The 25,747-nt window shown below is 45.1% G+C and carries 24 protein-coding genes; 1 reads left to right on the top strand and 23 read right to left on the bottom strand.

What is annotated here, in order from left to right; all coding sequences use genetic code 11:
• Positions 1-10 precede the first annotated feature (10 nt).
• The 12 genes from H8Z79_RS01770 to H8Z79_RS01715 form a co-directional block, all read right to left on the bottom strand.
• Complete coding sequence (locus tag H8Z79_RS01770) at positions 11-2,398, bottom strand: type IV pilus modification PilV family protein (RefSeq protein WP_118040117.1); 2,388 nt, start codon at positions 2,396-2,398, stop codon at positions 11-13.
• Positions 2,399-2,416: 18 nt separating this feature from the next.
• On the bottom strand, positions 2,417-4,006 hold the full coding sequence (locus tag H8Z79_RS01765; protein ID WP_187002660.1) for a type IV pilus modification PilV family protein: 1,590 nt from the start codon (positions 4,004-4,006) through the stop codon (positions 2,417-2,419).
• Between the two features lie 82 nt (positions 4,007-4,088).
• Positions 4,089-5,006 (bottom strand): hypothetical protein, encoded by a 918-nt coding sequence (locus H8Z79_RS01760; protein WP_118040121.1) that lies wholly within the window; start codon positions 5,004-5,006, stop codon positions 4,089-4,091.
• A 15-nt stretch (positions 5,007-5,021) separates the two neighbouring features.
• Positions 5,022-6,641: a type IV pilus biogenesis protein PilM gene (locus H8Z79_RS01755; RefSeq protein ID WP_118040123.1), complete on the bottom strand. Its 1,620-nt coding sequence runs from the start codon at positions 6,639-6,641 to the stop codon at positions 5,022-5,024.
• Positions 6,642-6,782: 141 nt separating this feature from the next.
• On the bottom strand, positions 6,783-7,547 hold the full coding sequence (locus tag H8Z79_RS01750) for a prepilin peptidase (protein WP_118040125.1): 765 nt from the start codon (positions 7,545-7,547) through the stop codon (positions 6,783-6,785).
• Positions 7,548-7,622: 75 nt separating this feature from the next.
• Positions 7,623-8,111: a type II secretion system protein gene (locus H8Z79_RS01745; protein ID WP_015542054.1), complete on the bottom strand. Its 489-nt coding sequence runs from the start codon at positions 8,109-8,111 to the stop codon at positions 7,623-7,625.
• A 784-nt stretch (positions 8,112-8,895) separates the two neighbouring features.
• The gene (locus H8Z79_RS01740) at positions 8,896-10,110 is read right to left on the bottom strand and encodes a type II secretion system F family protein (protein ID WP_015542053.1); all 1,215 of its coding nucleotides are present in this window, start codon (positions 10,108-10,110) and stop codon (positions 8,896-8,898) included.
• A 17-nt stretch (positions 10,111-10,127) separates the two neighbouring features.
• Positions 10,128-11,189: a type IV pilus twitching motility protein PilT gene (locus tag H8Z79_RS01735; RefSeq protein WP_015542052.1), complete on the bottom strand. Its 1,062-nt coding sequence runs from the start codon at positions 11,187-11,189 to the stop codon at positions 10,128-10,130.
• A 97-nt stretch (positions 11,190-11,286) separates the two neighbouring features.
• Positions 11,287-12,963: a GspE/PulE family protein gene (locus H8Z79_RS01730; RefSeq protein ID WP_015542051.1), complete on the bottom strand. Its 1,677-nt coding sequence runs from the start codon at positions 12,961-12,963 to the stop codon at positions 11,287-11,289.
• Positions 12,964-13,671: 708 nt separating this feature from the next.
• Positions 13,672-14,799 (bottom strand): hypothetical protein, encoded by a 1,128-nt coding sequence (locus H8Z79_RS01725; RefSeq protein WP_118039423.1) that lies wholly within the window; start codon positions 14,797-14,799, stop codon positions 13,672-13,674.
• A 327-nt stretch (positions 14,800-15,126) separates the two neighbouring features.
• Positions 15,127-15,357, bottom strand: a complete 231-nt coding sequence (locus tag H8Z79_RS01720) for a hypothetical protein (RefSeq protein ID WP_015542049.1) — start codon at positions 15,355-15,357, stop codon at positions 15,127-15,129.
• A gap of 162 nt (positions 15,358-15,519) precedes the next feature.
• Positions 15,520-17,316 carry an L-fucose isomerase gene (locus H8Z79_RS01715; protein ID WP_015542048.1) on the bottom strand — a complete coding sequence of 599 codons (1,797 nt, stop codon included), beginning with the start codon at positions 17,314-17,316 and terminating at the stop codon, positions 15,520-15,522.
• 202 nt (positions 17,317-17,518) lie between these two features.
• Here H8Z79_RS01715 and H8Z79_RS01710 point away from each other — a divergent pair, with 202 nt between their 5' ends.
• Positions 17,519-18,367 (top strand): helix-turn-helix transcriptional regulator, encoded by an 849-nt coding sequence (locus H8Z79_RS01710; RefSeq protein ID WP_118039422.1) that lies wholly within the window; start codon positions 17,519-17,521, stop codon positions 18,365-18,367.
• Between the two features lie 66 nt (positions 18,368-18,433).
• On the opposite strand, the gene H8Z79_RS01705 is transcribed toward H8Z79_RS01710, so the two are convergent.
• The 11 genes from H8Z79_RS01705 to H8Z79_RS01655 form a co-directional block, all read right to left on the bottom strand.
• On the bottom strand, positions 18,434-19,492 hold the full coding sequence (locus H8Z79_RS01705) for a cob(I)yrinic acid a,c-diamide adenosyltransferase (protein WP_015542047.1): 1,059 nt from the start codon (positions 19,490-19,492) through the stop codon (positions 18,434-18,436).
• A gap of 26 nt (positions 19,493-19,518) precedes the next feature.
• Entirely contained in the window at positions 19,519-20,670 is a 1,152-nt protein-coding gene (locus H8Z79_RS01700) for a 1-propanol dehydrogenase PduQ (RefSeq protein ID WP_015542046.1), read from the bottom strand.
• A 16-nt stretch (positions 20,671-20,686) separates the two neighbouring features.
• The gene (locus H8Z79_RS01695) at positions 20,687-21,460 is read right to left on the bottom strand and encodes a DeoR/GlpR family DNA-binding transcription regulator (protein ID WP_015542045.1); all 774 of its coding nucleotides are present in this window, start codon (positions 21,458-21,460) and stop codon (positions 20,687-20,689) included.
• 34 nt (positions 21,461-21,494) lie between these two features.
• Positions 21,495-22,043: a BMC domain-containing protein gene (locus H8Z79_RS01690; RefSeq protein WP_015542044.1), complete on the bottom strand. Its 549-nt coding sequence runs from the start codon at positions 22,041-22,043 to the stop codon at positions 21,495-21,497.
• Positions 22,044-22,059: 16 nt separating this feature from the next.
• Positions 22,060-23,388, bottom strand: a complete 1,329-nt coding sequence (locus H8Z79_RS01685) for a 4Fe-4S dicluster domain-containing protein (protein WP_015542043.1) — start codon at positions 23,386-23,388, stop codon at positions 22,060-22,062.
• Positions 23,389-23,392: 4 nt separating this feature from the next.
• Complete coding sequence (locus H8Z79_RS01680) at positions 23,393-23,659, bottom strand: EutN/CcmL family microcompartment protein (protein WP_015542042.1); 267 nt, start codon at positions 23,657-23,659, stop codon at positions 23,393-23,395.
• Between the two features lie 72 nt (positions 23,660-23,731).
• Positions 23,732-24,343, bottom strand: a complete 612-nt coding sequence (locus H8Z79_RS01675; protein ID WP_408609891.1) for a phosphate propanoyltransferase — start codon at positions 24,341-24,343, stop codon at positions 23,732-23,734.
• 82 nt (positions 24,344-24,425) lie between these two features.
• Positions 24,426-24,704 (bottom strand): BMC domain-containing protein, encoded by a 279-nt coding sequence (locus H8Z79_RS01670; RefSeq protein WP_005427721.1) that lies wholly within the window; start codon positions 24,702-24,704, stop codon positions 24,426-24,428.
• Positions 24,705-24,739: 35 nt separating this feature from the next.
• A complete protein-coding gene (locus H8Z79_RS01665) occupies positions 24,740-25,057 on the bottom strand; it encodes a BMC domain-containing protein (RefSeq protein ID WP_015542041.1) in 318 nt (105 codons plus the stop codon).
• Positions 25,058-25,084: 27 nt separating this feature from the next.
• A complete protein-coding gene (locus H8Z79_RS01660; protein ID WP_015542040.1) occupies positions 25,085-25,363 on the bottom strand; it encodes a BMC domain-containing protein in 279 nt (92 codons plus the stop codon).
• A 62-nt stretch (positions 25,364-25,425) separates the two neighbouring features.
• Positions 25,426-25,740: a BMC domain-containing protein gene (locus tag H8Z79_RS01655; RefSeq protein WP_005427726.1), complete on the bottom strand. Its 315-nt coding sequence runs from the start codon at positions 25,738-25,740 to the stop codon at positions 25,426-25,428.
• Between the last annotated feature and the right edge of the window lie 7 nt (positions 25,741-25,747).

Genomic DNA, 25,747 nt, shown 5'->3' with positions numbered 1-25,747 from the left:
TTCTGTATATTTATTCTTTTTTCCAGTTCTCATAAGTCACGCAGTCTGCGATGCTGTACGTGTCAGAACCGTTCAGCGTGTCCTTCTTTCCTGATGAAGATGAATTTCCGAGAACATATTTGTCGCCTTCCCAGAAGAAATCCTGCGGTTTGATGCTTGTTCCGTCTCCATAGGAACTCATCTGCGCCTGAAATACTCTTGCTGCCTCCAGAGGAGCAGATTCAAGCTGTGCACCTGCTTTCAGGGTAATTGTGCCTTTTGCCATGATAATACCCTGGAATTTCACACCTGCCTCAATCTCCACATCACCGGTACATACCACGAGACGAAGTTTGTCGGCATCACTTTGGCTGATTTTTAGAGTCTGATTCATTCCATTTTCTCCGTTGTCATACATAATTGCCTGCAGACCGCCGTCTTCATCACTGGCAGTAAACACGTATTTCCCTGTATCATCTTTTACAGTATCCTTAATATATGAGATCATTTTCTTTTCATTGACAAGATTATCATATACACTGCGGTCGCCGTCTGTCTCATTATGTGTTTTACCTTCGGCATCTTCTTTTACTGCTTTGTTCAGAAGATCATAGCTTGTGATCATCTTGCGGTTCAGGGCATACCAGCTGTTCTGATAACCAACCTGCTCCTGAAGGATCTTCTCTCCCGGATTTACGCTGGTTGCCTGCTGCATATTTCCCTGTGCGTCTGCCCCGCTGTAAGAAAGTGCATTTCCGTTGGTGATATAGCGCAGATAAGAATCTGCATCTTTGACCGTAATTCCTGAATCTTCCCCTCCGAAATAGAAGGAAAGATATTTATCCATATTTGCTTTAACCGTTGGATTGTTCTGATAATACATCTGCATAAAATCCGCTGATTTCTGTGCATCTGTAAAATTCAGATAAAAATAAACAAATCCATCATTATAAAAAACAGTCTGCACCGGTTTCTCGCTGTCGACACCGATATCACGAAGAGTCCTGCCGCCCCACGCCTCAACTGCAGCATCCCAGTTTACGGAAATATCTTTGGCTCCGTTTAAAAGCGCCAGGTAAGCATCGTAAGTCAATGGATTACCGGATGCCCCAAGTACCTCTTTCGGCACAAGATACGCAAGCTGCGTACCTTTGACAGTCAGACTCTCACCTGTGGCCACATCATTGGTATTGCTTCTGTTATTTGCCTTTACCTTCGAACTTGCAATATAATTTCGACCGGCGATCATCAGTTTCTGTGTATCAGAAAGATCCAGTGTTGTGTTTTTGCCATTGATCACGATCGCGCTGCTCAATGCAGCTCCCGTCAGTCCGGATTTTTCATACTGGTCTTTTGCCACACAGTCATCCGAAGTTGCCGATTCATAAGAACCATAACCATAATAATTGCCGCTGATCTTTACGTTATTATTTTTGCCTGTGACCGTAAAGTCATCCGCAAAATAAGTCGAACCGGAAAGGCTCACATTCTGTACAGAATCTGCATTCAGTCCACGTGCCCACAGATTCACACTTTCGGCACTCGTAAAAGTAGAATTCAGACCAACACTGATCTCCCCTTTGCAGACAACCTTATCTCCGGATTCCACATTGAGGCTTGCACCCGGTATTACCTTAATGCTGGTCTCAGAATCCGCAGCCAGTGCAGATGGCAGGTTACCTGCATAAATACTTCCATTGATAGAAGTCGGTGTGCTTTCGGTTCCTTCGCATACGATGCCCTTGTCCGCTACAACGATCATATTCATAAGATCCGGAAGTGTGGACGGTGTCGGGAACTGTACTTCCGGAACAAGCAGACGGATATCCGTACAGATGATCGCTGCTCTTCCTTTTTCATCTACATAGATTACCTTAAGATTTTTCAGAAGGACTCCATTATTCTCTGTATTTTTGCCGACATTTTTGACTGCTTTCATCAAAGGGGCACTTCCGGCCGGATTGGTGATGATCAGAGATTCTTTTGAGCCGTCATACTTCAGATCCACATATCTGCGGAGTCTCTCCATATTATAAATATTATCTTCTGTCTTCGACACACGGAGAGTGCGCATAAGTTCTGTGATAAAACAATCCTGAAACTCGCTCTGGCGCTGCCTGTCCATAGAAGAATCCTGTGAACGGTTCTCTACGTTGTAGCTTTCGAGAACCTGCGTATAGGCCTTTGACATGGCATTTCCCACATCCTCCTGCAGTCCGGTACGGATTTCCTCCAGCGCGCGCTCTGCCGTATAAAAGCTGTCCTTGCCCTTCAGGTCTGTGATTTTCATATTAAAATTCGAAAGTGCGATATAAAGTACAAGAAGTCCAAGGATTCCCACAAAAGAAACCGCGATCAGCACGGTAAAAAGTGAAAATCCCTGATTCTGCTGTCTTTTTGTTTTTGTGATGTTTCTCATTGCTTCCTCCCCGGAGGTTTAATCTTCTTTTGCTCCATCAAGTGTCACGACAAGATCACTATCCGGAAAATTCTTTGCAGCTGCTCCCGCTTTGTACACACTTACCTTCGCCGTATAAATGCGGTCCTCTGCATCCCGGTCATCCAGACTGTTGCAGTCCAGTACTTTCTTTGCCGATGCATTTGTCACCTTTGCCCCATTGATGCCCTTATCATTAACCGCCTGATAAGTCAGGGACATCTGGCTGATCTTCGGACGGTTCAGCACTTCGTCCATATCACTGATGTTGTAATCAAGATTTGTACGAAGTTTCGTAACCGCCTTATAAAGGCTCGGGTTTGTGCTCCAGTTGCTCTTGTTTCTCGCAGCCGGATTTTCATTGATGATCAGAGACATACGATACTGCACTTCCTGTGCGGAAGTCGGCTCATTATTGGTATCGTCCCTCTGCTTTGTTACATAGAAACTGACTTCATAGTTTGTCGTGTTATCCAGTATGATCTTGTCATATGGATTTGTCGCACTGGTTGAATTGTAGTTCGGATAATAAAAAATAAAAATATTTTTCAGTGCTTCCCCCGTCTCAGAGCTGTAAAATGGTACATACGCACTCTTGTATGTACAGAAACATCCCGAAACATCTTCGTCTTCACCTTTGCCGCCACATGGACAGAGGCTCATGGTTTCATACTTTGTTCCACCGGATTTCTTATAGTCGTACGCGCTTAAGACATATCTTGCCTCTGCCCTGACCGTTCCGCCACTCTCCTCGATCTTGATATGCAGCGTTCTCTTTGTATATTTGTAGACATCTTTCCAGTCCAGTAGCTGATAGGTATCACTGTCTGTCGCATTATTTCCGGCATCCGTATTCATTGCCTCGATTGCGGCACTTTTCTGTCCTGCCACCATCTGCTGCATGGCCTCTTCATCCCAGTTACGCGGCATGATCAGAAATGCATTTGTCTTGCTGTCCATATCAGAAATCTTCGGTGCAAGATAATCGTTCTTACCATTGCCGGTACCGGTGACAGTCTTTTCTTTGTAGCCGGAGCTTTCGCTTCCGTCAAACTCTGCCAGCGCATCAAAACTCTCATGATTCACTGTCACATTCGTTAATTCGAAATAATATTTCGATGCATTGGAACCTTTTTTCCGCGGATTAAATTTATAAGTCTTGCCGCCATCTGTCGAGATCACAGATGCCGTCACTTTGGATTCGTCCATTCCGTCCCTGTACTGACTGACGGAATTATAAGTTGTTCCGCCATTTCCGGAAGCCTTCAGGACTTCACGGATTCCAAGCTCTCCGTTTTTTATCTTATCTTTCTGTGGATTCAGAAAACTGATTCTTGTATCACCGTTTAAATCAAACGGATAGTTAAATGCCAGTGAAACTTCCTCGAAAGTTTTTGCCTTGACTTCCTCCATGATGTTCTGCGCTGCTGTCGTCGCTTCCAGATAAAGGTTTGATTTGCGGTTGATCCGTCCGGAAGTAACAAATGCCTGCAGGAGTACGATCGCCGTTATGGAAAAAATACTGACTGCGATAATGACCTCAAGAAGCGTCATTCCGGCATTCGGATTTTTTCTTTTTTGCTCATTCATAGGGCTCCTCCTTTCCAGAATGAAGTATCGATATATAGACAGATAGAGGGGCTTATATTTTCCCCTCTAACATACATGCATATTATGACTGACCCTGACCATCAGCAGGAGCTGCTGTTTCGTCTGTATTTTCTCCTTCCTGGCTGTTGTCGCTCTGGCCGTCACTGCCATCTCCTTCAGATGCCTGATCTGCATTTGCCGCTGCCGCCTGTTCAAGCGTTCCAAACAGATTGCCGGTTCCGTATGCCACCTGACCGGCATCCGGTTCTGTATAACTGTTTCCTGTTCCCGACATGGAGAACATATTGACTACAATACTTCCTGTCAGATAGCCGGTAGAGGTATCGTAGGATGCATTCATATTATCTACCGTAAGTCTTCCGGTCTGATCTGCAAGATATGCGATTACATCTTTCAGATTCTCATAGGTTCCGGTAAACTGCATGGTATCCTGTGTACGGTAAAGCACCGGTGTCTGTGAAGTACTGTCCGCCTGTGCTGCTGCCGCATCCGAAGCATTCTGAAGATCTTCGGCCGCCTGGCTGTCCGTACCCTCGATCGCATCAATCTGCTCCTGCGTCTGTGCGTTTGCCTGCTCTGACATCGTCGCATTCTGCTCTGCGATTTCTTCTTCGGTACTTCCGTCGATTGAAGCTACAAACTCTTTGGTCGCGATTCCGACATTGGTAATCTGCATTCCGATATTATTTTCTATATTCTGTGCAAGTACGATGCCGTTTTCTTCTTTTACATCGGAAGGAAATTTCGCTACATACTCATTGATCTTACTCTGGGCACTCTCTGTCTCGCTGATATAAAAATCTTTGTTTTTCGCAAGCTCCAGAAGATTGGACAGACGTTCTTCGAGCGGTTTGTTTGCCGCCTCGATATTCGCTGCTTCCTCCATCTGCGGACGATACCCGAAAAACCAGCCCAGTCCGAATACCGCTACACCGGAAAACATCAGTAATAATTTTTTGTCACGCATGGAAATGTTCATGTCCCATCTGCCTCCTTATTCTTCGGTATTATCCAGTGGTGCCGGATTTGCATAGGTACAGATCACACTCATCGCCACAGTTCCGGCCTCATCCTCCTCAAGTCCTGTCGTCGTGACTGTCGCAAGGCTTTCGAAGGTACGAAGCTGCATCAGTGTATTGGCGGCTGCAGATTTGCCTGAAACACGCATGCTGAAGCTTACCTGAGAGCCATCGGAACTGAAGGTATCCAGTGTGATGTCAGATGGCATCTTCTGTTCCATCTCCTCCAAAAATGCTTTCAACCCTTCATTCGGAGTGTTTGTATACTGATACATGTTCTGATAATTCTGATACTGCTCCTGCGCAGTATTGTATGCATTGTAAATCTCCTCAATGGAGCTTTCTTCATTGATTCGCTGATTCAGATAATCCTGCTGATGCTGCTGATACACACGGCTTGCCACGCCGGCTGCTGTCAGTGCCACACCTGCTGCCACACCAACTACACAGATCAGGACCGCACCGCTTAAGGAATCTTTGTTTTCTTTCTTTTTGCGGGTCGTCTTCTCCATCAGATTCACACCGGAACGCATCGGGGAGATCACTGCTGTATAAAGATAAAGTCCCTCTTCTTCGGAAAATTTCGGATAAGTGCATTTATCAAGTGCATAAACAACTTCCACTCTCTGTGCCAGCTCATTGGCAAGAAGTCTCCGTACACCCTTGATACCGGCTCCAAGGCCACAGATTTGAATAGATGAAAACGTGGCATCTGTATTTCTGGAAATATAATAATCCATAATTCTGGAAATGTTTCCGACCATATAACGGAAGCTTTCGGTAACTTCCATTTTGGCATTTTCGAGAAGCTGATCCTGTATATCCGTGTCTGACGTCTCGATTCCGTTCAGGCTGTCCTTAAGACATCTCCGGTCATGCAAAACCCTCAAAGCTTCCTGCTGGCTGAGATCCTCACCGAACTGTGGAAAAGCACGGACTGTCTCAATGGCACTGTCGACGCCATAGTTGATGTTTCGCTGCAGTGCGAGATCTCCGTCTTTGATGATAGTGATGCTCGTTGAATCAAATTCAATTTTGACAAGCATATGTAAACCATCTGCAAAAGTCGTCTTTACTGCGGAATAAACGCTGTCGCCGGTAAATCCGATGCCGGTCATATTCAGTCCCGCAACTTCCGCAAACTCACGGAATGCAGCAGAAATCGATGTCGGCGCTGCATAGACCATCAGATGATACTGACGTATGGATCCGCCGGTCTCCTGCTCCTTCGATTCTATATCAATCATGCTGTAAGAAATCACGTAACTGGAAATATCAATCGGGAAATAATCCGTTGCATTTTCCTGAATGATACTCTGGATCCTGTCCTTCTTAACAAACGGAATACGGACCTCCCTGCTGGCAATCCTTGAAGAACCAGCCACAAAGAATACTTTTCTGGTTTTGATTCCCTGTGCGATAAGTTCTTCTTTCAGAAGCTTTCCGAGGCTTTTTGTATCACGAATCTGTCCGTCATCTACGGCTCCCTGCGGAACAGGCAGTACAAAACAGCGGTAAATATGCTGACCGCGGCTGTCCACCTCTGCCACACGAATCTGTGCTGTGTCGATTTCTATCGTCAAAATTTTTGCCATTTTCAGGTTTCCTCCGTTTATACGCTCTAAAATCCGAAGATTTCATTTTATTCTGGCATTCAGTCACAAAAATATAGTTTCTGTATCTCACAGAAAGTATATTTTTATAACCGAAAGTATTCTTTCAGTTATAAAGTGCTGCTACAGACCCAGAAGGGAAAGGTACCAGCTGATCCATGCATTGCCCCAGAGTGCCGCAAGAAAGATTCCAGCAGAAAGATACGGTCCCATTGCCAGCATATGGCCGGCACTGCTTACCTTAATGCGGATCGTATGTACGACTGAACCAATGATACATCCAAGCAAAAATGCAAGAATGATCTGTTTCCATCCGAGGATCAGCCCACAGACTGCCATAAGCTTGATATCACCGCCGCCGATTGCCCTGCCGCCGCTTAACAGGAACAAAATTTCCAGAAAAGCGCTGACGCAGACAGCACCGATCAGATGGGAAATCAGATTTCCCCGGTCAAGTACAGTCGCCACGATACCGATAAGAAACAGAAATACATTGATTCCAAAGGGAATTTCATATGTACGCCAGTCGATCAGGCTGAGTGTCAGAAGTGCCGATGTCATCAGACAATACAGAAGGCTTGACCGGTTCAGTCCATTGACTGCACATACCAGTACATAAAGAACACCGTTCAGTGCCTCTATGATCGGATACTGCACAGAAATCTTTGATTTACAGTTACGACATTTTCCACCCAGTACGATCCAGCTGAATACAGGAACCATGTCGTACCATCGAAGCTTCCTCCCACAGGTCATGCAGTGGGAGGGCGCCGTAATGATGGATTCATGCAGCGGAAGTCTGTAAATACAGACATTCAGGAAGCTGCCAATCACGATTCCAAATATAAAGATTACGATGTATGGAATAGAATCGAGGAAAAGAAGCATAGGGAATTCCTTTCAAGGGGGTGATATTTAGTAAGCAGATAAATACTACTGATGTTTCAGTAATCCAGATGTATTTTATTCTTCAGTTGTTGTTTTTGTAGTTTTTGTACTGCCTTCTTTGTAAAAGTCTTTAAAAGTCTGTGTACCAGTTACATTAACAGTCACACCACCATCTGCTGCAACCTTAACTTCTACAGTAGGATCTCCGCTCCACTGATTTGATTTACGTTTAATATTTTTATAGTTCGGAACATATTCTTCAAATGCAGCTATAGCATCTGCATCTTTACCACAATCAACACCAGACTCTTTCAATGCAATGGTAATAGTTTTGTCTTTTGCATCTCCTGTTAATTTTATAGCATTGTCTGTTGCATATACCTGAATTGCCTTTACAAGTTCATCCATATTGCTTGCATCTGCAGATTTTCTTGATTTCTCAACGTATTTTGTATACTGAGGTGCAAGAAGTCCTACCAGGATTGCAAGAATAGCGATTGCAATTACAAGTTCTACAAGTGTAAAACCTTTGTTGTTTTTCTTTTTGTTAAGAAGTTTAAACATTTTTGATACATCTCCTTCGTTTATATTGTATTTCCCCTGACTCTCATTCAGCCACCGGGAAATCTATGATGAACGCAGGTCCCCATGCAATTCCTGCGCCACATCCTGAAAATTATGCGGAAACTTTTAACGCGGTTCCCAATCGCAAATACGATTGCATCGGAAATTCTTATTTTTCCTATTCCCGGTGCCCGTAGCCACCAATTTCATGCTTCCTATGCATCGGATTCTCTTATTTTTCTCATTCTCGATGCCCGCACCACCAATTTCATGCTTCCTATGCATCGGAAACTCTTATTTTTCTCATTCTCGATGCCCGCACCACCAATTTCATGCTTCCTATGCATTGGAAACTCTTATTTTTCCCATTCTCGATGCCCGCACCACCAATTTCATGCTTCCTATGCATCGGAAACTCTTATTTTTCCTATTCTCGATGCCCGATCCACCAATTTCACGCTTCCTATGCATCGGATTCTCTTGTTTTTCCTATTCTCGATGCCCGTAGCCACCAATTTCACGCTTCCTATGCATCGGATTCTCTTGTTTTTCTCATTCTCGATGCTCGCTCCACCAATTTCGTGCTTCCTATGCATCGGAAACTCTTGTTTTTCTTATTCCCGATGCCCGCTCCACCAATTTCACACTTCCTGAGCATCGGAAACTCTTATTTTTCCTATTCTCGATGCCCGTAGCCACCAATTTCGTGCTTCCTATGCATCGGAAACTCTTGTTTTTCTTATTCTCGATGCCCGCACCACAAAACATGCCTGACTTTGACCGCTTACAGGTTATCAAGTCCATCATACATCGATCTAATCGGCATAAGCACGGCGATGACCAGTGTACCGACGATCAGTGCCATAAATACGATGATCAGCGGTTCCATTGCCGCCAGCACACTCTGGGTCGTGATCTCAACTTCTTCATCATAGTAATCCGCCAGTTTGCTGAGCATTTCTTCCATATTACCGGTTTCTTCACCGATTCCGGTCATATGGCAGACCATCGGAGGAAACACTTCACTTGCCGCAAGCGGCTCAGACAGCGGAATACCTTTCATTACTTCTTCTTTTGCCTTCTGTAAAGCATTCTTATAATGAATGTTGTTGATGATCTTTGACACAGTGTCGAGGCATTCCGTCGTGGAAATACCTGCCGCCATCAGAGTACTCATCGTACGCGCAAACTGCGCACACGCAGACTTGACGGTCAGCTTACCAAAGAGTGGGATCTTCATCTTGATGTAATCAATTTTCAATCTTCCAGACTCTGTATTATAGATCAGTCGGTAAATAATTACAACTGCAACAACTACAGCAAGGATCACATACCAGTGTCCCACCGTCCATTTGCTGACATTCATAACTCCCATCGTAAGTGCCGGCATCTCGACATCAAGATCCGCAAACATATCGATAAAGATCGGGATAACGTACAGAAGCATGACTGCAATAACGCCGATGACCGCGCAGATCAAAATGATCGGATAGATCGTCGCCTTGCGGATCGTTGCCTTTAGCTTCGCTTCTTTTTCAAAATGTGTTGCCATTCGGTTAAATGACATTTCCAGACTACCGGAGGATTCACCTGCAGCCACCATATTGACCAGCATCGGCGGGAAAATATCCGGAATCGATGCCATGGAATCTGCCAGTGTATTACCCTTTTCCACATTGACCAGTACATCGGCAGTCGCTTTCTTCAGCCATTTGTTTTCTGTCTGCTCTGTCATCATCTGCAGCGCTTCTTTCATGGGCACACCTGCCTGCGTAATGCTGACAAACTGCCGGCAGAACACACTTAAGTCTCGTGGCTTGACTTTCTTTCCGATGGAAAAATCAATGTCTTTATTTAAAGCTCCCTGCTCTTTGATCTCAACAGGAAAAAGCCCGTCTTTTTTTAGCTGCTGTGAAACCGCATCACGGTTTTCCGCGTCCATTCTGCCACGTTTTTCTTTGCCTTTTTCATCGACGGCAACATAAGTATAACCGGGCATCTGCTCAGTCCTTTCTGTTAAATCTCAAAATTCACCTTACGGTTCATTGCAACCGGATCCTGTGCATAAGTCACTACCGCTTCCTCGCCGATCTCGCCCTTCATAAAGAGATCATACAGGGCATCGTCCATTGTGATCATCCCGGCTCTCCTGCTTGTCTGCATGACAGACGGAATCTGGAAAGTCTTACCATCACGGATCAGATTACGGATTGCATTGTTTGCAAACAATACTTCCAGTGCAGCTACCCTGCCTCCATGTTCCTTACGGATCAACTGCTGGGAAACCACGCATTCGAGGACTGCCGCAAGCTGGATGCGGATCTGCTGCTGCTGATCCGGCGGAAATACATCGATAATTCTGTCGATGGTTTTGTCCGCTCCGATCGTATGCAGTGTCGAAAATACGAGATGTCCTGTCTCAGCCGCTGTGATCGCAGTCGAAATGGTCTCAAGGTCTCGCATCTCTCCGACCAGAATGACATCCGGGTCTTCACGTAAAGCCGCACGGAGCGCTGCTCCATAACTTCCGGAATCACTTCCGATCTCACGCTGGTTGACAATGGATTTGTCATGCCGGTGAAGATACTCGATCGGATCCTCCAGTGTAATAATATGATAAGGATATTTCTGGTTAATTACATGAAGCAGGGATGCCAGTGTCGTGGATTTGCCGCTTCCGGTAGGCCCGGTAACAAGGACCAGCCCCCTCTTACGGTCCGTGACCTCTACTACTTCTTTTGGGATACCGAGACTCTGTGGCTCGGGAATCTCAAACGGAAGGCATCGCATAACGGATGCCAGCGTGCCTCTCTGCTGAAAAACATTGACACGAAAACGACCCACCCCAGCTATGGCGTAGGCAAAGTCTGTCTGACCGTCGCGCTTTAACTCTTCTCTGTGCCGCTCTTCCATGATCGGAAGAAGAAGCTCTTTCAGAGTATCTGGCATCAGCCTTTCACCCTCGATGGCACTTAAGACGCCATCGATACGGTAACATGGCGGTTTGCCCACGGTAAAGTGGACGTCAGACGCATTTTCTTCTATGGATCTCTGTAAAAGATCTTTCAGATCATACATGAATTACTACCTGATTTCTATAATTTTTCAGTTCATACTGCATTTCTCTGTGCGGATGAATTATTGCTGTTCATTCTGCTCACAATAACGATACATCTTATTCTTCGTAGGAAGCCTTCAGCATTTCGCCGATAGAAGTAACCCCCTCGAGTACATAGCGGATGCCATTCTCACGAAGTGTATGCATGCCGTTTTTCTTGGCTGCTGCAATCATTTCCTCAGTCGTTGCATCGTCTGCGATCAGCTTACGCATCTCTTCATTGACCTCCATGATCTCAAATACACCGGTTCTTCCGAAATAGCCGGTATTATTACAGAGTTTGCAGCCACCCGGCTCATAAATTTCGACTTCTTCTGCAAGAGAACGCCTGAGGATCCGTTTTTCTTTGTCCATCGCAAAGCGTTTCTTACGGCAATGCGGACAGAGCTTGCGTACAAGTCGCTGCGCAATAACACCGATGATCGCATCGGAGATCAGATAACGGGCAACTCCCATATCCGCCATACGGTTCAGGGTACCGACCGCGTTGTTGGTATGCATGGTCGAAACAACGAGGTGACCGGTAATGGAAGCCTGCACAGCAATTGAAGCGGTCTCCTGGTCTCGGATCTCACCGATCATAATGATATCCGGGTCCTGACGCAGAATTGAACGAAGTGCCGATGCAAAAGTCAGGTCAACTTTGTTGTTTACCTGAATCTGGTTGATGCCCTCAAGATCTGCCTCGACAGGATCTTCAACTGTTACAATATTGACAGCTTCTTTATTCAGAGCGCTGAGTGCCGTATACAATGTCGTAGATTTACCACTTCCTGTAGGACCGGTTACAAACATGATTCCATACGGCTTTGCAAGCATATGCTGCAGAGTTGCCATCTCTTCCTGATCCAGACCGAGTTCTTTAATATCCCTGGTCAGGTTCAGTTTTGAAGAAATACGCATAACAATCTTCTCACCATGAACAGTCGGAATCGAGGAAATACGGATATCGTATTCCCGGCGGTCAACCATAACGGACATACGACCATCCTGCGGCTTTCTTTTTTCCGAAATATCCATGCCGCCCATGATTTTGATACGGGTGGAAATTGCCGGAAGAAGACTGTTATCGTAGACCATTTTTTCATAGAGAGCACCATCGATACGATAGCGCACACGAACCTTTGTCTCCAGTGCTTCTATATGAATATCACTGGCTCTCTGGCGTACCGCCTGCTCAATCAGCGAACGTACAAGCTGTACGATCGGTGCATCACTGACATCTGCTTCTGCTGCTGTTTCTTCATTATTTCCACGAAGCTGTTCACGTTCACGTGTAAATCGTCTCGCTGCATCCATGGTCTCTGATGCACCATAGCAGCGATCGATTGCAGCAAGTATATCACGTGGCGTCGCAATATATGGTTCAACCTGCAGGTTTGTGACGATGGAAATATCGTCAATTGCCGCCATATCCATCGGATCGGACATCGCAAGATGCAGGATATTCGCATTATATGGGTCAAGCTCAAATGGAATGCACTGGTATTTCTTAAGGAGATTCACACTGACCAGATTACGGACCTCTTTCGGAATCGTCACGCCGGTAAGTTCGATTATCTTTAATCCCAGCTGTGTCTGGAGTGCCCTGGCAATCATTTCTTCGGTGATAAAGCCATTCTCTACGAGAACTTCTCCGATTTTCTTGCCGGTTCCCTTCTGCAGTTCCAGTGCTTGTTTCAGTTTTTCTTCTGTAAGAACGTTCTGCCTGATGAGCAGGTCACCAAGTCTCATTCTCTCTCGTCTTAATGCCACAATGTCATCTCTTTCGTTTTGTTATTCAGCATAATCTGCTTTATGCCGGACTTATCCTATTGAAATATATATGGGATAAATTTACCATGACTTACATTTCCTGTCAATAAAGTGGGTACGTTTGGACCAAAATGTTTCTCTTAATGTTACTATTCAGATTTTCGCGAAGTATTTTCCTGTTTGTATCAGAACTAACCTTTTGGATAGTCCTCCGCGCACAGGTCGCAGCCCAAATCAGACCGTCTGGATAGTCCAAATAATGGCAAGTATAATTTGAGGTAACCAAATCTCGAGCTGTCGATGACTCTGATAATAGTATCTACAATACAAGGTAACCAAATTCAGGCCTGTCAATGACTCTGATAATAGTATCTACTGTCTCGGTCCACAAAATTAAGCTAAACAAATACCCCTGACCATAGTAAGTTGGAATAGAGTCCACAAAATCACAAAAATCAGATGACTTTTATTGTAGTAAGTCTATTCCGAGGCATTGCAAACACTAAAATTGGATGCCTCAAACATAAGTAAATCCCATCAGAGTCAACAGAACTCCCAGAATCCGTTGATTCCAGTTTTAGTAAGTGTAACGCAAGTCAACAGCTTGCTCCGAAAATTCATTCAGAACGCAAAAAGAGAAGCCTTTTCAGGCCTCTCCTCTGTAAACTTATGAATTATCATTACTCCTTATCGTTTCTTATAATGATAGATCAATAATCCTGCTATTGCCAATACTGCCACTGCAATGATCCAGGTAAACGGATTCTGATACCAGTGTCCGGATGTGCTTCTGACATCCTGTCCGGAAGCCTGACGGCTCTCGGCATCTGACTCATCCTGTGCAGCTTCTGTATCTTCTTTTTCCGGTTCGACTGTCGCTGCTGCCGTCGGAGTTTCAGCCGCTTCTGCAGCCGCGGTCGGCGCCGGTGTCTCAGCAGGCTCGGTTGTTGCGGTCGGCGCCGATGTTTCGGTCGGTGCCGGAGTTGCTGTCACTTTCGGTGTTACCGTTACCTTCGGTGTCGCGGCTGCTTTCGGAGTGGTTGTTGTCGCTGATTTTTTCGTTGCTTTCGACGCTGTTGTCTCTTCTGAATTCTCGACCGGCTCTGCGCTGACTGCATTTTCTGCTGCCGCTTCAGTATCAACCGTTTCTTCTGTCACCGGTTCAGCATCAACAGCTTCCGTCTGTGCTTCCGGATGTTCTTTCAGCCATTCTTCTGTCTTCTCCAGATTCATCCAGCCCTCAGTTCCGTCTACTGTTGTCACACCCCAATGACTTCCGTCTACCATTTCGGCATCTTGTGTAATATGAAGCGTTTCGCCATTCTCTATATCACGTACACCCGGAACTTCGCCGTATTTCTCTCCCGGTCCCTGATAAAGCTTCTGCGTGCCTTCTTCTGCGTAAGCTTTTACATCATAATCCGCATTATAATTTACATGATCCTTTCCTGCAATATACAGTTCTGAATCAATGGCTTCCTTCCGGGACTGCGCCGGGCGGCACTCATCCATCGGTGCATAACCATTCATCTTGTGATATTCTGTATACCCCCAGGTCCGATTATTCTCTGTATCTTCAACCTCTCCTGTAATATGAAGCGCCGTACCGTTTGGTATCTGCTCATCATTCAGCTTCGTCGAATCAAAATCCGGCTGTGAATAAAAATCAATTCCTCCTGCCTTTGATTCCACGATCATATAATAGTCTGTGCTGTAATCCGGTTCTGTCTTACCTGTCTGCACATCTGCCATGACATTGACACTCATAAACAGTCCCATCAAAATGACCAGAAAACTCTTTGCCAGTTTCTTCATTTTGTTTTCTCCCCTTCACTCCGTATATCTTCCGTATTTTTCTTAAAGTTATATCTTTTTGAAATTCTGAACCTATCATACCACAGACACAGCACAATGATAATCCTTTTTTGTCATAAAAAAGAAATAAAAAACTGATGTTTTTCGACACAAAAAAAGAGCTGCCACCACTCAGATTCTTTACATCCGTATAGCAACAGCTCTTAATAAACAAATAAAATAGGTAGGGTGACAATCCTACATCTCTTTTAAGACCCATATGGCGCGACGGCTGCCTGTTCCGTCCTCAGATTTTATTTGTTTATATTCTTATATGTTTATTATATTCTATTCTCCCTGAAAGTATTCTACCTCAGACATAAAATCATTCTTATGACGTTCTGTATGCGCAACACGATTAGCCCAGAAAATTATTTCCTGCTTTGCTGAAATGATATCCGTCAAGTCTGGTCTTTTCTTTAATATAAATTCAGCAACTTCAGAACTTAGTTTTCCCAGAGAGACACATTTTATATCTTTTGTAAATATTTCTTTATTCAGTTTTGAAACTGTAAGCATTTATTCTATACCTTATACTTGTAGCAGTTCATTTTGTTCTATGTTTACTATAGCATATTTCTATTTATAATTCAAGCAAATCTCTCCCTGAAATACAACGACCCCGGAGGATTCTCCGAGGTCATTGCGTTTATCATGGCATTTCAAATAAAGCCTGTTTTATTATTTGTAAAGTGGTCCGTAGTTCTTGCAGGCACGGAAGTCTGCACCTTCTTTATCCATTCCGAATGCATTCCATGCTGCCGGACGATAGATATCTTTTTCCGGTACGTTGTGCATGGATACCGGGATACGAAGCATAGAGCACATTGTGATCAGGTCAGCTCCGATATGTCCGTAGGAGATAGCACCGTGGTTAGCTCCCCAGTTGTTCATTACATCATAAGCTGTCTTGAACGGTCCCTCTTTGCCATCGCATCTTGGAGCGAACCATGTGCATGGCCATGTGTAGTCTGTACGTTTCCAGAGTTTGTCAGATACTTCTGCCGGAAGAGCTACTGTCCATCCTTCAGCGATCTGCAGAACCGGTCCAAGTCCTTTTACAAGGTTCAGACGGATCATTGTTGCAGGCATCTGAGCTTTTGTTTCATAACGGCTGGAGTATCCGCCTCCACGGAAGTATCCGTTGTCGGCCATACACCATTCTGTGTTATCCATGATTGCTTTCTGGTCTTCTTCTGTGATATCCCACCACTGTTTCATAACAGCATTGCCGTTTTCGTCTTTTGCTTCGCCGTTAGCGTCGAGGCATGCAGCACCGGAGTTAATCAGGTGAAGGAATCCGCCGGCTTCTTTTGCTACGCCTTCAAGGTCATATCCTGTAGCTTTCTTAACAGCCTCCGGGCTCCAGTATGTACGAACGTCAGCGAAAATCTGAGCTCTGTTTGTAAGAAGTTTCATGAACATCATTCCAAGACCATTAAGAACGTCATTCTCTGTAGCGAGGATGTATGGCTCACGAGCTCCGTTCCAGTCGAAGGATGTGTTCAGCATAGCTTCTGCGAAGTCACCGTTTGGATAGAAGTCTGTCCACTGTCTCTGTCCCTGGAAACCAGCTGCCAGAGCGTTGTGTCCGATTGCTTCTTCGGAGAATGCCGGGTCAAGATTATCGCAGCCGTTCATCAGCTCTTTGATGATAACTGCCATCTTAACTACGAATTCAAACTGCTCTTCTTTCTTTTCTGGAGAGAACTGCAGTTCTTCTGGGTTTTTATCCCAACCGATCTTACATGTTTCTTTTGCCCATTTCAGAGCTTTTTCGAATTCTGCGTGATCGTAGATACCTTCTGTCATACGACGGATGATTTCTACCTCGTCAACGGATTCAACACGCATTCCAAGATAGGATTCGATGAAATCAGAATCAATGATAGATCCGCCGATACCCATTGTAACAGAACCGATCTGCAGATAGGATTTTCCTCTCATGGAAGCTGCTGCAACTGCTGCGCGTCCAAATCTCAGTAATTTTTCTTTAACGTCATCCGGGATAGATGTGTCATCAGCTTCCTGAACATCATGTCCATAGATACCGAATGCCGGAAGACCTTTCTGTGCATGTGTAGCAAGAACGGATGCAAGATAAACTGCTCCTGGTCTTTCTGTTCCATTGAATCCCCATACAGCTTTGATTGTCTGTGGATCCATGTCCATTGTCTCTGCACCGTAGCACCAGCAAGGTGTAACTGTAAGTGTGATGTCTACGCCTGCTTTACGGAATTTATCAGCACATGCTGCGCTTTCACCAACACGTCCGATTGTGGTATCAGCGATAACAACCTGAACCGGTTCTCCGTTAGAATATTTTAAATTTTCTTCGAAAAGCTTTGCAGCGGACTTAGCCATGTTCATTGTCTGTTCTTCAAGAGATCCTCTTACGTCAAGGGCTCCTCTACGACCATCGATGGTTGGTCTGATACCGATAACCGGATAGCTGCCTACTAATCTGCTCTTTGCCATGATTGATTACCTCCATTTGATTAATGAAATAGATTGTTTTCAAGAAGTTTTCACTAAAAAACTTCATTGTTTCCTATATTTCATAGTATACAATTGCCAAAGCAGAATTACTTGTGATATAATAGCAAAAAACAGTACAATATTCACTTTTTTTAATTATTTTGTAAAAAATCTATAAACTCAGCACAGGGAGGAACTTATTTTGCACGATCTTGACCGTAATGAAGACCGTCTCAGAGGAACTTATGACTTTCCTTTTGAATTTCACCATATTGAATCGAACCATCCTCGCTATGTCATGTCTTACCACTGGCATGTCGAATATGAAATCATCCGAATCCTGACCGGCTCTCTCACCGTCACTTTAGACGAAAAAAGCTTTATCGCGATGCCGGGCGATATCATTTTTGTGCACAGCGGCATCCTGCACAGCGGAATTCCTGATGATTGTGTCTACCAGTGTATTGTCTTTGACGGGAACTTCTTTTTGAAAAGCAACCCGGCCTGTGCCGGATATATGCAGAAAATCCTGCATCAGGAAATCCTGATCTATCATCATTTTTCACCGAAGTATCCGGATATCTGCGATGCTGTAAACAGTCTTTTTGACGCGCTCTGGAAAAAGCCCGTCGGTTATGAAATGACGGTGATTGGACAATTTTACCACTTTTTCGGGCTTGTTTTTGGTAATCATTACTATCTCGAAAGCGTCACACGTACAAGGCGGGATTACAAAAGAATCTTACAGCTCAAACAGGTCCTTGATTTTATTGAACATAACTACGCTTCTCCGCTTACTTTGCCGCAGCTTTCTGCCTCTGTGTCGATGTCGCCGAAGTATTTCTGCAGATTCTTTTCGGAAATGACACATCAGACACCAATGGATTACCTGAATCATCAGCGGATCGAGCATGCATGTTATCAGCTCTCCACTACAGATGATTCGATCACGGAAATTGCCTACCGCAACGGTTTTAATGACCTGAGCTACTTTATCAGAACATTCAAGAAATATAAGGGAATCACCCCTGGAAAATATAAGAAAGCATAATCAGCGGACGCGCCACCGGCGCCTCCTCGATATGCAATGCAAAAAAGGAACCCCGAAGGGTTCCTTTTAAAGTACTTCATTCAGTACAGATAATCCATATTCGGCAAGGCTGTGGTCTTCTTCACCGGTTCCACCGCTGATACCCAGCCCCCCGATAATCGTATCTCCGACTTTGAGCGGGACACCGCCTCCAAAGATTACGATCTTACCGTTATCCATCTTGTCTACACCATAGAATGTTCCACCCGGCTGCGCAAGTACACTCAGCTCCTGCGTGGACATCTTGACTGCAACAGAAGTATATGCTTTCTTGGTTGCCACATCAAAGCTTACCAGAAAAGCTCCATCCATCACATGTACAGCAATCGGATTTCCATCCGGTCCACAGACTGCGATTACGGCTTTTTTGCCGCGGCGCTCTGCTTCCTGTTCAATCTTCTCGATCAGGCGTTTCGCGCTGTCCAGAGAAATCCTTCCCTGAATCCCCATTTTCCTGAGTACTTCCTGAATGACAGTCTCATTTACTGTACCTGTCTGATTTGTTTCCATGGTTCTGACCTCATCTTTTCCACCGTGCACAGCAATTTCTGCCGGTTTTTCCACAACAGCAGATGCTTTTCCACTGTTTTTTGCATCGGCATATCCGGCAAGCGTATAAAGATAATCTGCCAGACGGTTCATGTATTTTTTGGCCCCGTTATCTGCACCAAATTTGACGCTAACTGCAGCCAGCGCTCTCTCCGCGCGTCGTGCCACAGTTCTTGCCACATCTATCTCCGCCGACAGACGGCACTGCCCCGGAAGACGTATCTCCATACTCTGGGGAAAAAGTTCCTCAAGACGGGAGATTTCTTCTTCCAGGAGCTCTGTTTTGTCATCGTCTACCTTATATTCTCTGTTAAAAGGATCTGCCACTCCATCCATGATCATAAGCAAGGTCATCTGCACCTTCTCGAGCATACGGATCGTGTCCGTTTCATCGATCATCGTCTTGACAAGACCCAGATAGCTATTCAATTCATCAAGGTCCCCAAACAGCCGAACGCGGTCATCAGACTTTGAGACATTTTTTGTGTGGACAAGATTTGTTGTCCCCTTATCTCCATTTTTGCTGTAAATGTTCATTCCGGCATCTCCTGCTCACCCGGTTCTTAGAAAGACCAGAGTTTTTTGTAAATCTTCATAATATCCTCTTTGGTCGGGATTCTCGGATTGGTTGTTGTGCATGCATCCGCAAGCGCTGCATCTGCCATCTTGTCGATTGCTCCGAAATATTCATCCGGGCTGATCGTTCCGATTTCCTGAATCGTCATCGGGATATTCATTTCTTTCTGCATAAACTGAATCCAGTTTACGAGAGAACGTACGCTCATTACCTGATTATAATTGCTCAGTCCCAGGATATGTGCGACGGATGCATATCTTTCTACGGAAGGAAGATATGTCTTCTGACTTCTGCTTCGTTTGTTGATATTCGCATTAAATTCTACAATGTGCGGCAGAAGCATTGCATTTGCACGTCCATGAGGAATATGGAACTGTGCACCGAGCTGATGTGCCATACTGTGTGTAATTCCAAGGCCTGCTGTATTGAAAGAAAGACCTGCCAGACAGGATGCCACGTGCATTTTCTGTCTTGCATGCATATCACTTCCGTCAAGATAAGCTCTCAGGAGGAATACACCACAGATTTCCATTGCTTTTTCAGCAAGTGCTGCTGAAAATTCATTATGATCTGTACTTACATAGGATTCCAGTGCATGGGTAAATACGTCCATACCTGTGTCAGCTGTGATAGCCGGAGGTACACTTTTTACTAATTCTGCATCGAGAATTGCCTCATCTGCTGTCAGACTTGGGGAAATAAGTGGATATTTTACCTTGGCTTCGGTGTCGTTTACGACTGCAAAGGATGTAACCTCTGAACCTGTTCCGCTTGTTGTAGGAACGGCAATCAGACCAACGTCGCTGTAATGGTTGATCTTCAGTGCAAACTCACGAATTGCCTTGGAGGAATCGATAGCAGAACCACCACCGACTGCAATAACTGCTTCCGGCTGATAGCTTAAGAATTTCTTAACACCGTCTGCCACCTTATCTACCGGCGCATCCGGAACTACATTACTGAAAATGTCGTACTCGATGCCGCCCTTTGCCAAAGGCTCTGTAATCAGGTCAATCATTTTACTCTGCACTACAAAAGGATCCGTAATGATGAGTACTCTCTTGTATGGTATCTCTCTCAGACGATCCAGAGCGTTGTCTCCAAAATGAATGACAGTTTTCATTCCAAAGGTCTTCATATCTGTTGCTCCTTTTCTATGACTGCATACCCGGATAACGGCACTCCACACCTTCATCGGCAAAGTGTGCCAGCCATTTCTCAGATGGCTTCCGATCGGTCACAATCACATCTATATCCCGCAGTTTTCCTGCAACGGAAAATGCGGTCTGATCAAATTTTGTGCTGTCTACTACCAGAATCTTCTCACGGCCGGATGCAATCATTGCCTTCTTGGTTGTGCCGAATGCTTCCTGTGACTCCATGATTCCCCACTCATGATCCAGTGCTTTGCAAGAGATAATTACCTTATCTACAAAGTAGGATCGGATTGCTTCCTCAGTTCTGGAACCGAGGAAAGCAAGATATCCTTCTTTCATGACACCACCGGTTGAAATAATATTCCAGCCCGAAACATCTGACAATTCAAGAAGGATCTCCATGGAATTTGTGATCACGGTCAGGCGTTCTTTTTCTTTGAGCGCTTTGGCAACAAAAACTGCTGTCGTACTCGCATCAAGGAAAATATGGTCTCCTTCTTTTACAAGGGAGGCTGCAAGTTCAGCCATTTTCTGTTTACCGCCTACATTCTGGTTCTTTCGAATATTAAAGGGCAAGTCAATACTCACATCCTCTTTTATGACAGCTCCGCCATAGCTTTTTGTCGCAAGCCCCTCTTTTTCGAGCTTGTCCAGGTCACGGCGGATCGTTTCTTCAGAAACTTCATACAGTTGGCTGAGTTCACTTACAACGACTCTTTTTTCTGTCTGTAATTTCTCAAGAATTAAATTCCGTCTTTCTAATGCCAGCATTTACTTTGCCCCCTTTTGAGAACATTTATTATTATTAAAGGATAGAATCGATCATTCTCTGATCCGGATGAGCGATTACTGAGGAATCCAGATACATTCCCTTGGATGCAACGAGATTCTTAGCTTTCTCAATAGAAGCTTCTACTGCAGAAACCTCACCGGTAAGAAGCATGTAGGATTTACCACACATACCTTTTGCAATACGTAATTCGATAACGTCTACGATTGCGGTTTTTGCTGCCTGGTCTGCTGCTTCAATGATAGATGCAGCATCATATGTCTCAAGGATTCCAAGAGCACTGATTCCTTCGATCTGAGTTGTTCCGTACATAGCCGGGAACAGGGACTCATGAGGATTACCAAGTACAAAGCTGTCGATACATTTGTCCTCGTAAGTAGTTACTGCTGCGTCAACAGCGGCCTTTACTGCACTTAAATCGCCTGTGATAATTGCAATATATTTGCCCGGACATACGGTCTGTGCCTCGACAATCTCGACCTCAGATGTCTTTACCATGGCATCTGCTGCTGTGATACCTGTGGCAGTCGTTTTAAATTCAATCATTCCGATTGCTTTACTCATTTTCTGCACGTCCTTTCTACTTTGCTGCAATTATGATGTGGCGGTCTGTTACTTCTGTTACTTTACCAGAGATACTTGCATGGATGCTTACGCTTAATCCGTCAGCATGCTGTGCGATCATCTGGCCTTTTGTTACCATATCGCCTGTCTTCACAATTGCCTGTGCCGGTGCGCCGATATGCTGGCTTAAAAGGATCTTGACCTTGGATACCGGAACAATGTTCTCATCCATCGGTGCATCCTTGTCATATTTGGTCAGTCCCAAACGTGCCATCAGTCGTTCTTCCGGAACCTTGCGATATTCTCTTGAAGGCTGTACCGGAACCGGCTGTACTCCCTGAGGAGGTCTGATACCTGCTTTACGAAGTCCGCCCTTCATGTCTGCGAGAAGTGTTCTCGGAGCAAGACTCTGTGGGCATGCATACATCTCACATACACCGCAGGAACTGCAGAATGCGGAATCGATATATGGATTCACATCTCTGAAATCACCAGCGGATGCTGCTCTCATAAAGCGGGCCGGATCGATCGGATGTCCGAGGTTATGTCTCGGGCAGAGGTCCGTACAGGTGTTACACTGGCAGCAGATAGATGCTGCACGTTTTAAATCAATTGCAGATGTTCGCTGCTTCTTCATGACGATCTGATGATCTCTCGGAAGAACGAGAACTGCGTTTGTTGTTTTGGTAACCGGATCTGAACCGTTACCGATGCGTCCCATCATCGGGCCGCCTACAAAGTAAACAGGATCTTTGGTAGTAATATCTCCAGCCTGTGCTACTACTTCATCCAAAGTACAGCCCAGCGGAACTTTTACTGTTACCGGGTTTCCAACTTCTGCTACAACGGAAACGTATTTTTCTGTAACCGGCTTCTGTGCTTCCACTGCCTGATATACATTGTAAATAGTCTCTACGTTGAATACAATGACGCCCTGCTCAATCGGCAGTCCGCCAGGTCTGCAGACACGACCGGTAGCTTCATAGATCAGCACAACTTCGTCACCCATCGGGTAAACTTCATCAAGAAGATGAATTTTCAGACCAGGGAACTCTTCAATGTTCTGCTGCAGTGCCTTGATCGTCTGTACATATGATTTCTTGATTCCGATGATTGCCTGTGAAGCACCAACGGTCTCCATAACCATGTGGAATGTCTTCATGATCTCATATGCATGCTTCTCAAGTAACTGTCTGTGAAGTTTCAGCAATGGTTCACATTCTGCACAGTTCAGAAGAATTGTGTCAGCCTTGTCTGTAAGCTTGGCATATGACGGGAATCCGGCACCACCTGCACCTACAACACCATTGTCCTGCATAATTTTCTGTAAATCTTTGATTTCCATGGCGTTACTCCAATCCTGCACCATCATCGACGATACCGACTATTGCCGCATCGATCGGTGCTGTTTCTTCGCCGCAGCCGATTCTGGCCGCGCTTCCTTGTGCCACCAACACATATTCCCCGATACCTGCACCGATAATATCGATGGCAACGATCTGGGATAAGTCAGTTTTCATATGATGCACCGGCTCCACGATCATGAATTTCTGTCCTATCAACTTGTCACTTTTACGAGTGGAAACAATACTTCCAACTACTTTTCCTACTATCATGTGTGTGCCTCCGCATTATAGTTTAATCCCCTAATGCCGGTGACTTGCGCCACCGGCCGATTCAGAGGAATATTATTTTATGATGGTAACTGTATTGCCTGTGGCAATCTTTGCTGCATTTGCTTCATCTGTATCAATATGCATTTCCAGTGTAAAGCTGTCGTCTACACGGATAGCAACCTGATTAAAGATAGTTCCACGCTCGTTATCTGCCTTAACAGAAACGATATCGCCGTTTTTGACACCGGCTGCCTGTGCATCTGCCGGAGACATGTGAATGTGACGCATAGCCACGATACATCCCTCTTTCAGATAGATGGCACCTTTCGGTCCGACGATTGCGATCGGTGCACTTCCTGCAATATCACCGGACATACGAACCGGAACATTCATGCCGAGTTTGATGGCATCTGTAGCAGATACCTCAACCTGTGTTGCACTGCGGACAGGTCCGAGAACACGAACGTTCTCGATCGCACGAAGTTTCAGGCCGATGATGGTAACAGTTTCGTTTGATGCAAACTGTCCGCCCATCAGGTCTTTTTTCTTTGTAAGCTGGTAACCTGGTCCGAATAATGTTTCTACGTGTTCCTGTGTCAGATGAACATGTCTTGCAGATACTCCGATTGGAACCATGAAGCCGTTTCCTTTTTCTTCATTCTGATTAATGGCATCAATAACCATTTTTGTAATCAGTTCAATGTTTTTTGATTCCAAGAATACACCTGCTTTCTTCCATTTGCCGGAATAAATTTATGTAATAAAATTATTTCAGAACCGGAAGAATTTTTTCTACGTCTGTGTGTGGTCTCGGGATTACGTGTGTAGCTACGAGCTCACCAAGTCTGGATGCTGCTGCGCTTCCGCTTTCTACTGCAGATTTAACAGCTCCTACATCTCCACGAACCATAACTGTTACCAGTCCGGATCCGATTTTTTCTGTTCCAACAAGTGCTACGTTAGCTGCTTTGCACATCTGGTCTGCTGCTTCGATTGCTGCTGTAAGTCCTCTGGTTTCTACCATTCCTAAAGCTTCCTGTGTCATGATTTTTTCCTCCTTGTGGATAAAATGAAAATTGATTATTTATTTTCTGGTTTTGTTTCGTCTGTTTTTTTCTTCCAACGGCTTGCACTTAACTCCACGAGTTTGACGATTTCCTCGTGTGGTCGTGCAATCACTGCATAACTCGCCGGTTTCTTAATAGCGTTTGCAACAGCAGCTTCAACAGCTTCGTTGACTGCTGATACATCGCCTTCTACAATAAGAGTGACAAGTCGTCCGCCCAGCTTACGTTCCCATGACGCCAGCTCAACGTCTGCAGTTTTGCACATGATATCGAGCGCATTGATCGCAGCTACGACACCAGTGATCTCTATAAAACCATATGCTTTACTCATGAGCGAACTCCTTTAATGCTGGATGCATTATTTTATTGTAGGAAGAATTTTTTCTACATCGTTGTGTGGTCTCGGAATTACGTGTGTTGCAACAAGCTCACCAAGTCTGGATGCTGCTGCGCTTCCGCTCTCTACTGCTGCTTTAACTGCTCCGACATCACCGCGAACCATAACTGTTACCAGTCCGGATCCGATTTTCTCTGTTCCTACCAGTGCTACTTCTGCTGCTTTTGTCATTGCATCTGCTGCTTCGATTGCTGCTGTCAGTCCTCTGGTCTCTACCATTCCTAAAGCTTCCTGTGCCATTGTTTCTTCCTCCTGAATCATTGTTTATACTTGTTCAAATATTCATACCGGGATATCAGCCGTCAGCTTTTATCCAGGGCGCTGATTTTCAGCATCTTTACCGTATCCTCTGTCGGATTTGGTATTACGTAGTGCTGCACTACACCAGTTCTCCGGTTTGCTTCTGCCATTCCTGCTTCCACAGCGGCGGTAACGTCCTCGACGCTTCCGCGGAATTTGATGCATACCAGAAGCGGTACTGGCAGGCTGTCTGCGTTTGCAGGCTTGTTCTTGTCGAACACCTCCAGGCGGACATTTGCTGCCTTACAACCGGCATCTGCCGCTACAAAGGCTGTCGCCAGACCGAACACTTCCAAAATTCCTACAGCTTCTGCCATTTTGCCT

It is taken from the genome of Blautia intestinalis (assembly GCF_014297355.1).
Lineage (GTDB): Bacteria > Bacillota > Clostridia > Lachnospirales > Lachnospiraceae > Blautia_A > Blautia_A intestinalis.
The sequence above is the reverse complement of the archived record's forward strand: the minus strand, read 5'-3'. Positions and strand labels throughout refer to the sequence as shown.

Bases quoted from the DNA above. Each gene is read 5' to 3' on its own strand.
- H8Z79_RS01770 (WP_118040117.1), bottom strand. From the start codon at position 2,398: ATGAGAAACATCACAAAAACAAAAAGACAGCAGAATCAGGGATTTTCA.
- H8Z79_RS01765 (WP_187002660.1), bottom strand. From the start codon at position 4,006: ATGAATGAGCAAAAAAGAAAAAATCCGAATGCCGGAATGACGCTTCTT.
- H8Z79_RS01760 (WP_118040121.1), bottom strand. From the start codon at position 5,006: ATGAACATTTCCATGCGTGACAAAAAATTATTACTGATGTTTTCCGGT.
- H8Z79_RS01755 (WP_118040123.1), bottom strand. From the start codon at position 6,641: ATGGCAAAAATTTTGACGATAGAAATCGACACAGCACAGATTCGTGTG.
- H8Z79_RS01750 (WP_118040125.1), bottom strand. From the start codon at position 7,547: ATGCTTCTTTTCCTCGATTCTATTCCATACATCGTAATCTTTATATTT.
- H8Z79_RS01745 (WP_015542054.1), bottom strand. From the start codon at position 8,111: ATGTTTAAACTTCTTAACAAAAAGAAAAACAACAAAGGTTTTACACTT.
- H8Z79_RS01740 (WP_015542053.1), bottom strand. From the start codon at position 10,110: ATGCCCGGTTATACTTATGTTGCCGTCGATGAAAAAGGCAAAGAAAAA.
- H8Z79_RS01735 (WP_015542052.1), bottom strand. From the start codon at position 11,189: ATGTATGATCTGAAAGATCTTTTACAGAGATCCATAGAAGAAAATGCG.
- H8Z79_RS01730 (WP_015542051.1), bottom strand. From the start codon at position 12,963: ATGAGACTTGGTGACCTGCTCATCAGGCAGAACGTTCTTACAGAAGAA.
- H8Z79_RS01725 (WP_118039423.1), bottom strand. From the start codon at position 14,799: ATGAAGAAACTGGCAAAGAGTTTTCTGGTCATTTTGATGGGACTGTTT.
- H8Z79_RS01720 (WP_015542049.1), bottom strand. From the start codon at position 15,357: ATGCTTACAGTTTCAAAACTGAATAAAGAAATATTTACAAAAGATATA.
- H8Z79_RS01715 (WP_015542048.1), bottom strand. From the start codon at position 17,316: ATGGCAAAGAGCAGATTAGTAGGCAGCTATCCGGTTATCGGTATCAGA.
- H8Z79_RS01705 (WP_015542047.1), bottom strand. From the start codon at position 19,492: ATGAACATTTACAGCAAAAATGGAGATAAGGGGACAACAAATCTTGTC.
- H8Z79_RS01700 (WP_015542046.1), bottom strand. From the start codon at position 20,670: ATGAAGACCTTTGGAATGAAAACTGTCATTCATTTTGGAGACAACGCT.
- H8Z79_RS01695 (WP_015542045.1), bottom strand. From the start codon at position 21,460: ATGCTGGCATTAGAAAGACGGAATTTAATTCTTGAGAAATTACAGACA.
- H8Z79_RS01690 (WP_015542044.1), bottom strand. From the start codon at position 22,043: ATGAGTAAAGCAATCGGAATGATTGAATTTAAAACGACTGCCACAGGT.
- H8Z79_RS01685 (WP_015542043.1), bottom strand. From the start codon at position 23,388: ATGGAAATCAAAGATTTACAGAAAATTATGCAGGACAATGGTGTTGTA.
- H8Z79_RS01680 (WP_015542042.1), bottom strand. From the start codon at position 23,659: ATGATAGTAGGAAAAGTAGTTGGAAGTATTGTTTCCACTCGTAAAAGT.
- H8Z79_RS01675 (WP_408609891.1), bottom strand. From the start codon at position 24,343: ATGGTTATTGATGCCATTAATCAGAATGAAGAAAAAGGAAACGGCTTC.
- H8Z79_RS01670 (WP_005427721.1), bottom strand. From the start codon at position 24,704: ATGACACAGGAAGCTTTAGGAATGGTAGAAACCAGAGGACTTACAGCA.
- H8Z79_RS01665 (WP_015542041.1), bottom strand. From the start codon at position 25,057: ATGAGTAAAGCATATGGTTTTATAGAGATCACTGGTGTCGTAGCTGCG.
- H8Z79_RS01660 (WP_015542040.1), bottom strand. From the start codon at position 25,363: ATGGCACAGGAAGCTTTAGGAATGGTAGAGACCAGAGGACTGACAGCA.
- H8Z79_RS01655 (WP_005427726.1), bottom strand. From the start codon at position 25,740: ATGGCAGAAGCTGTAGGAATTTTGGAAGTGTTCGGTCTGGCGACAGCC.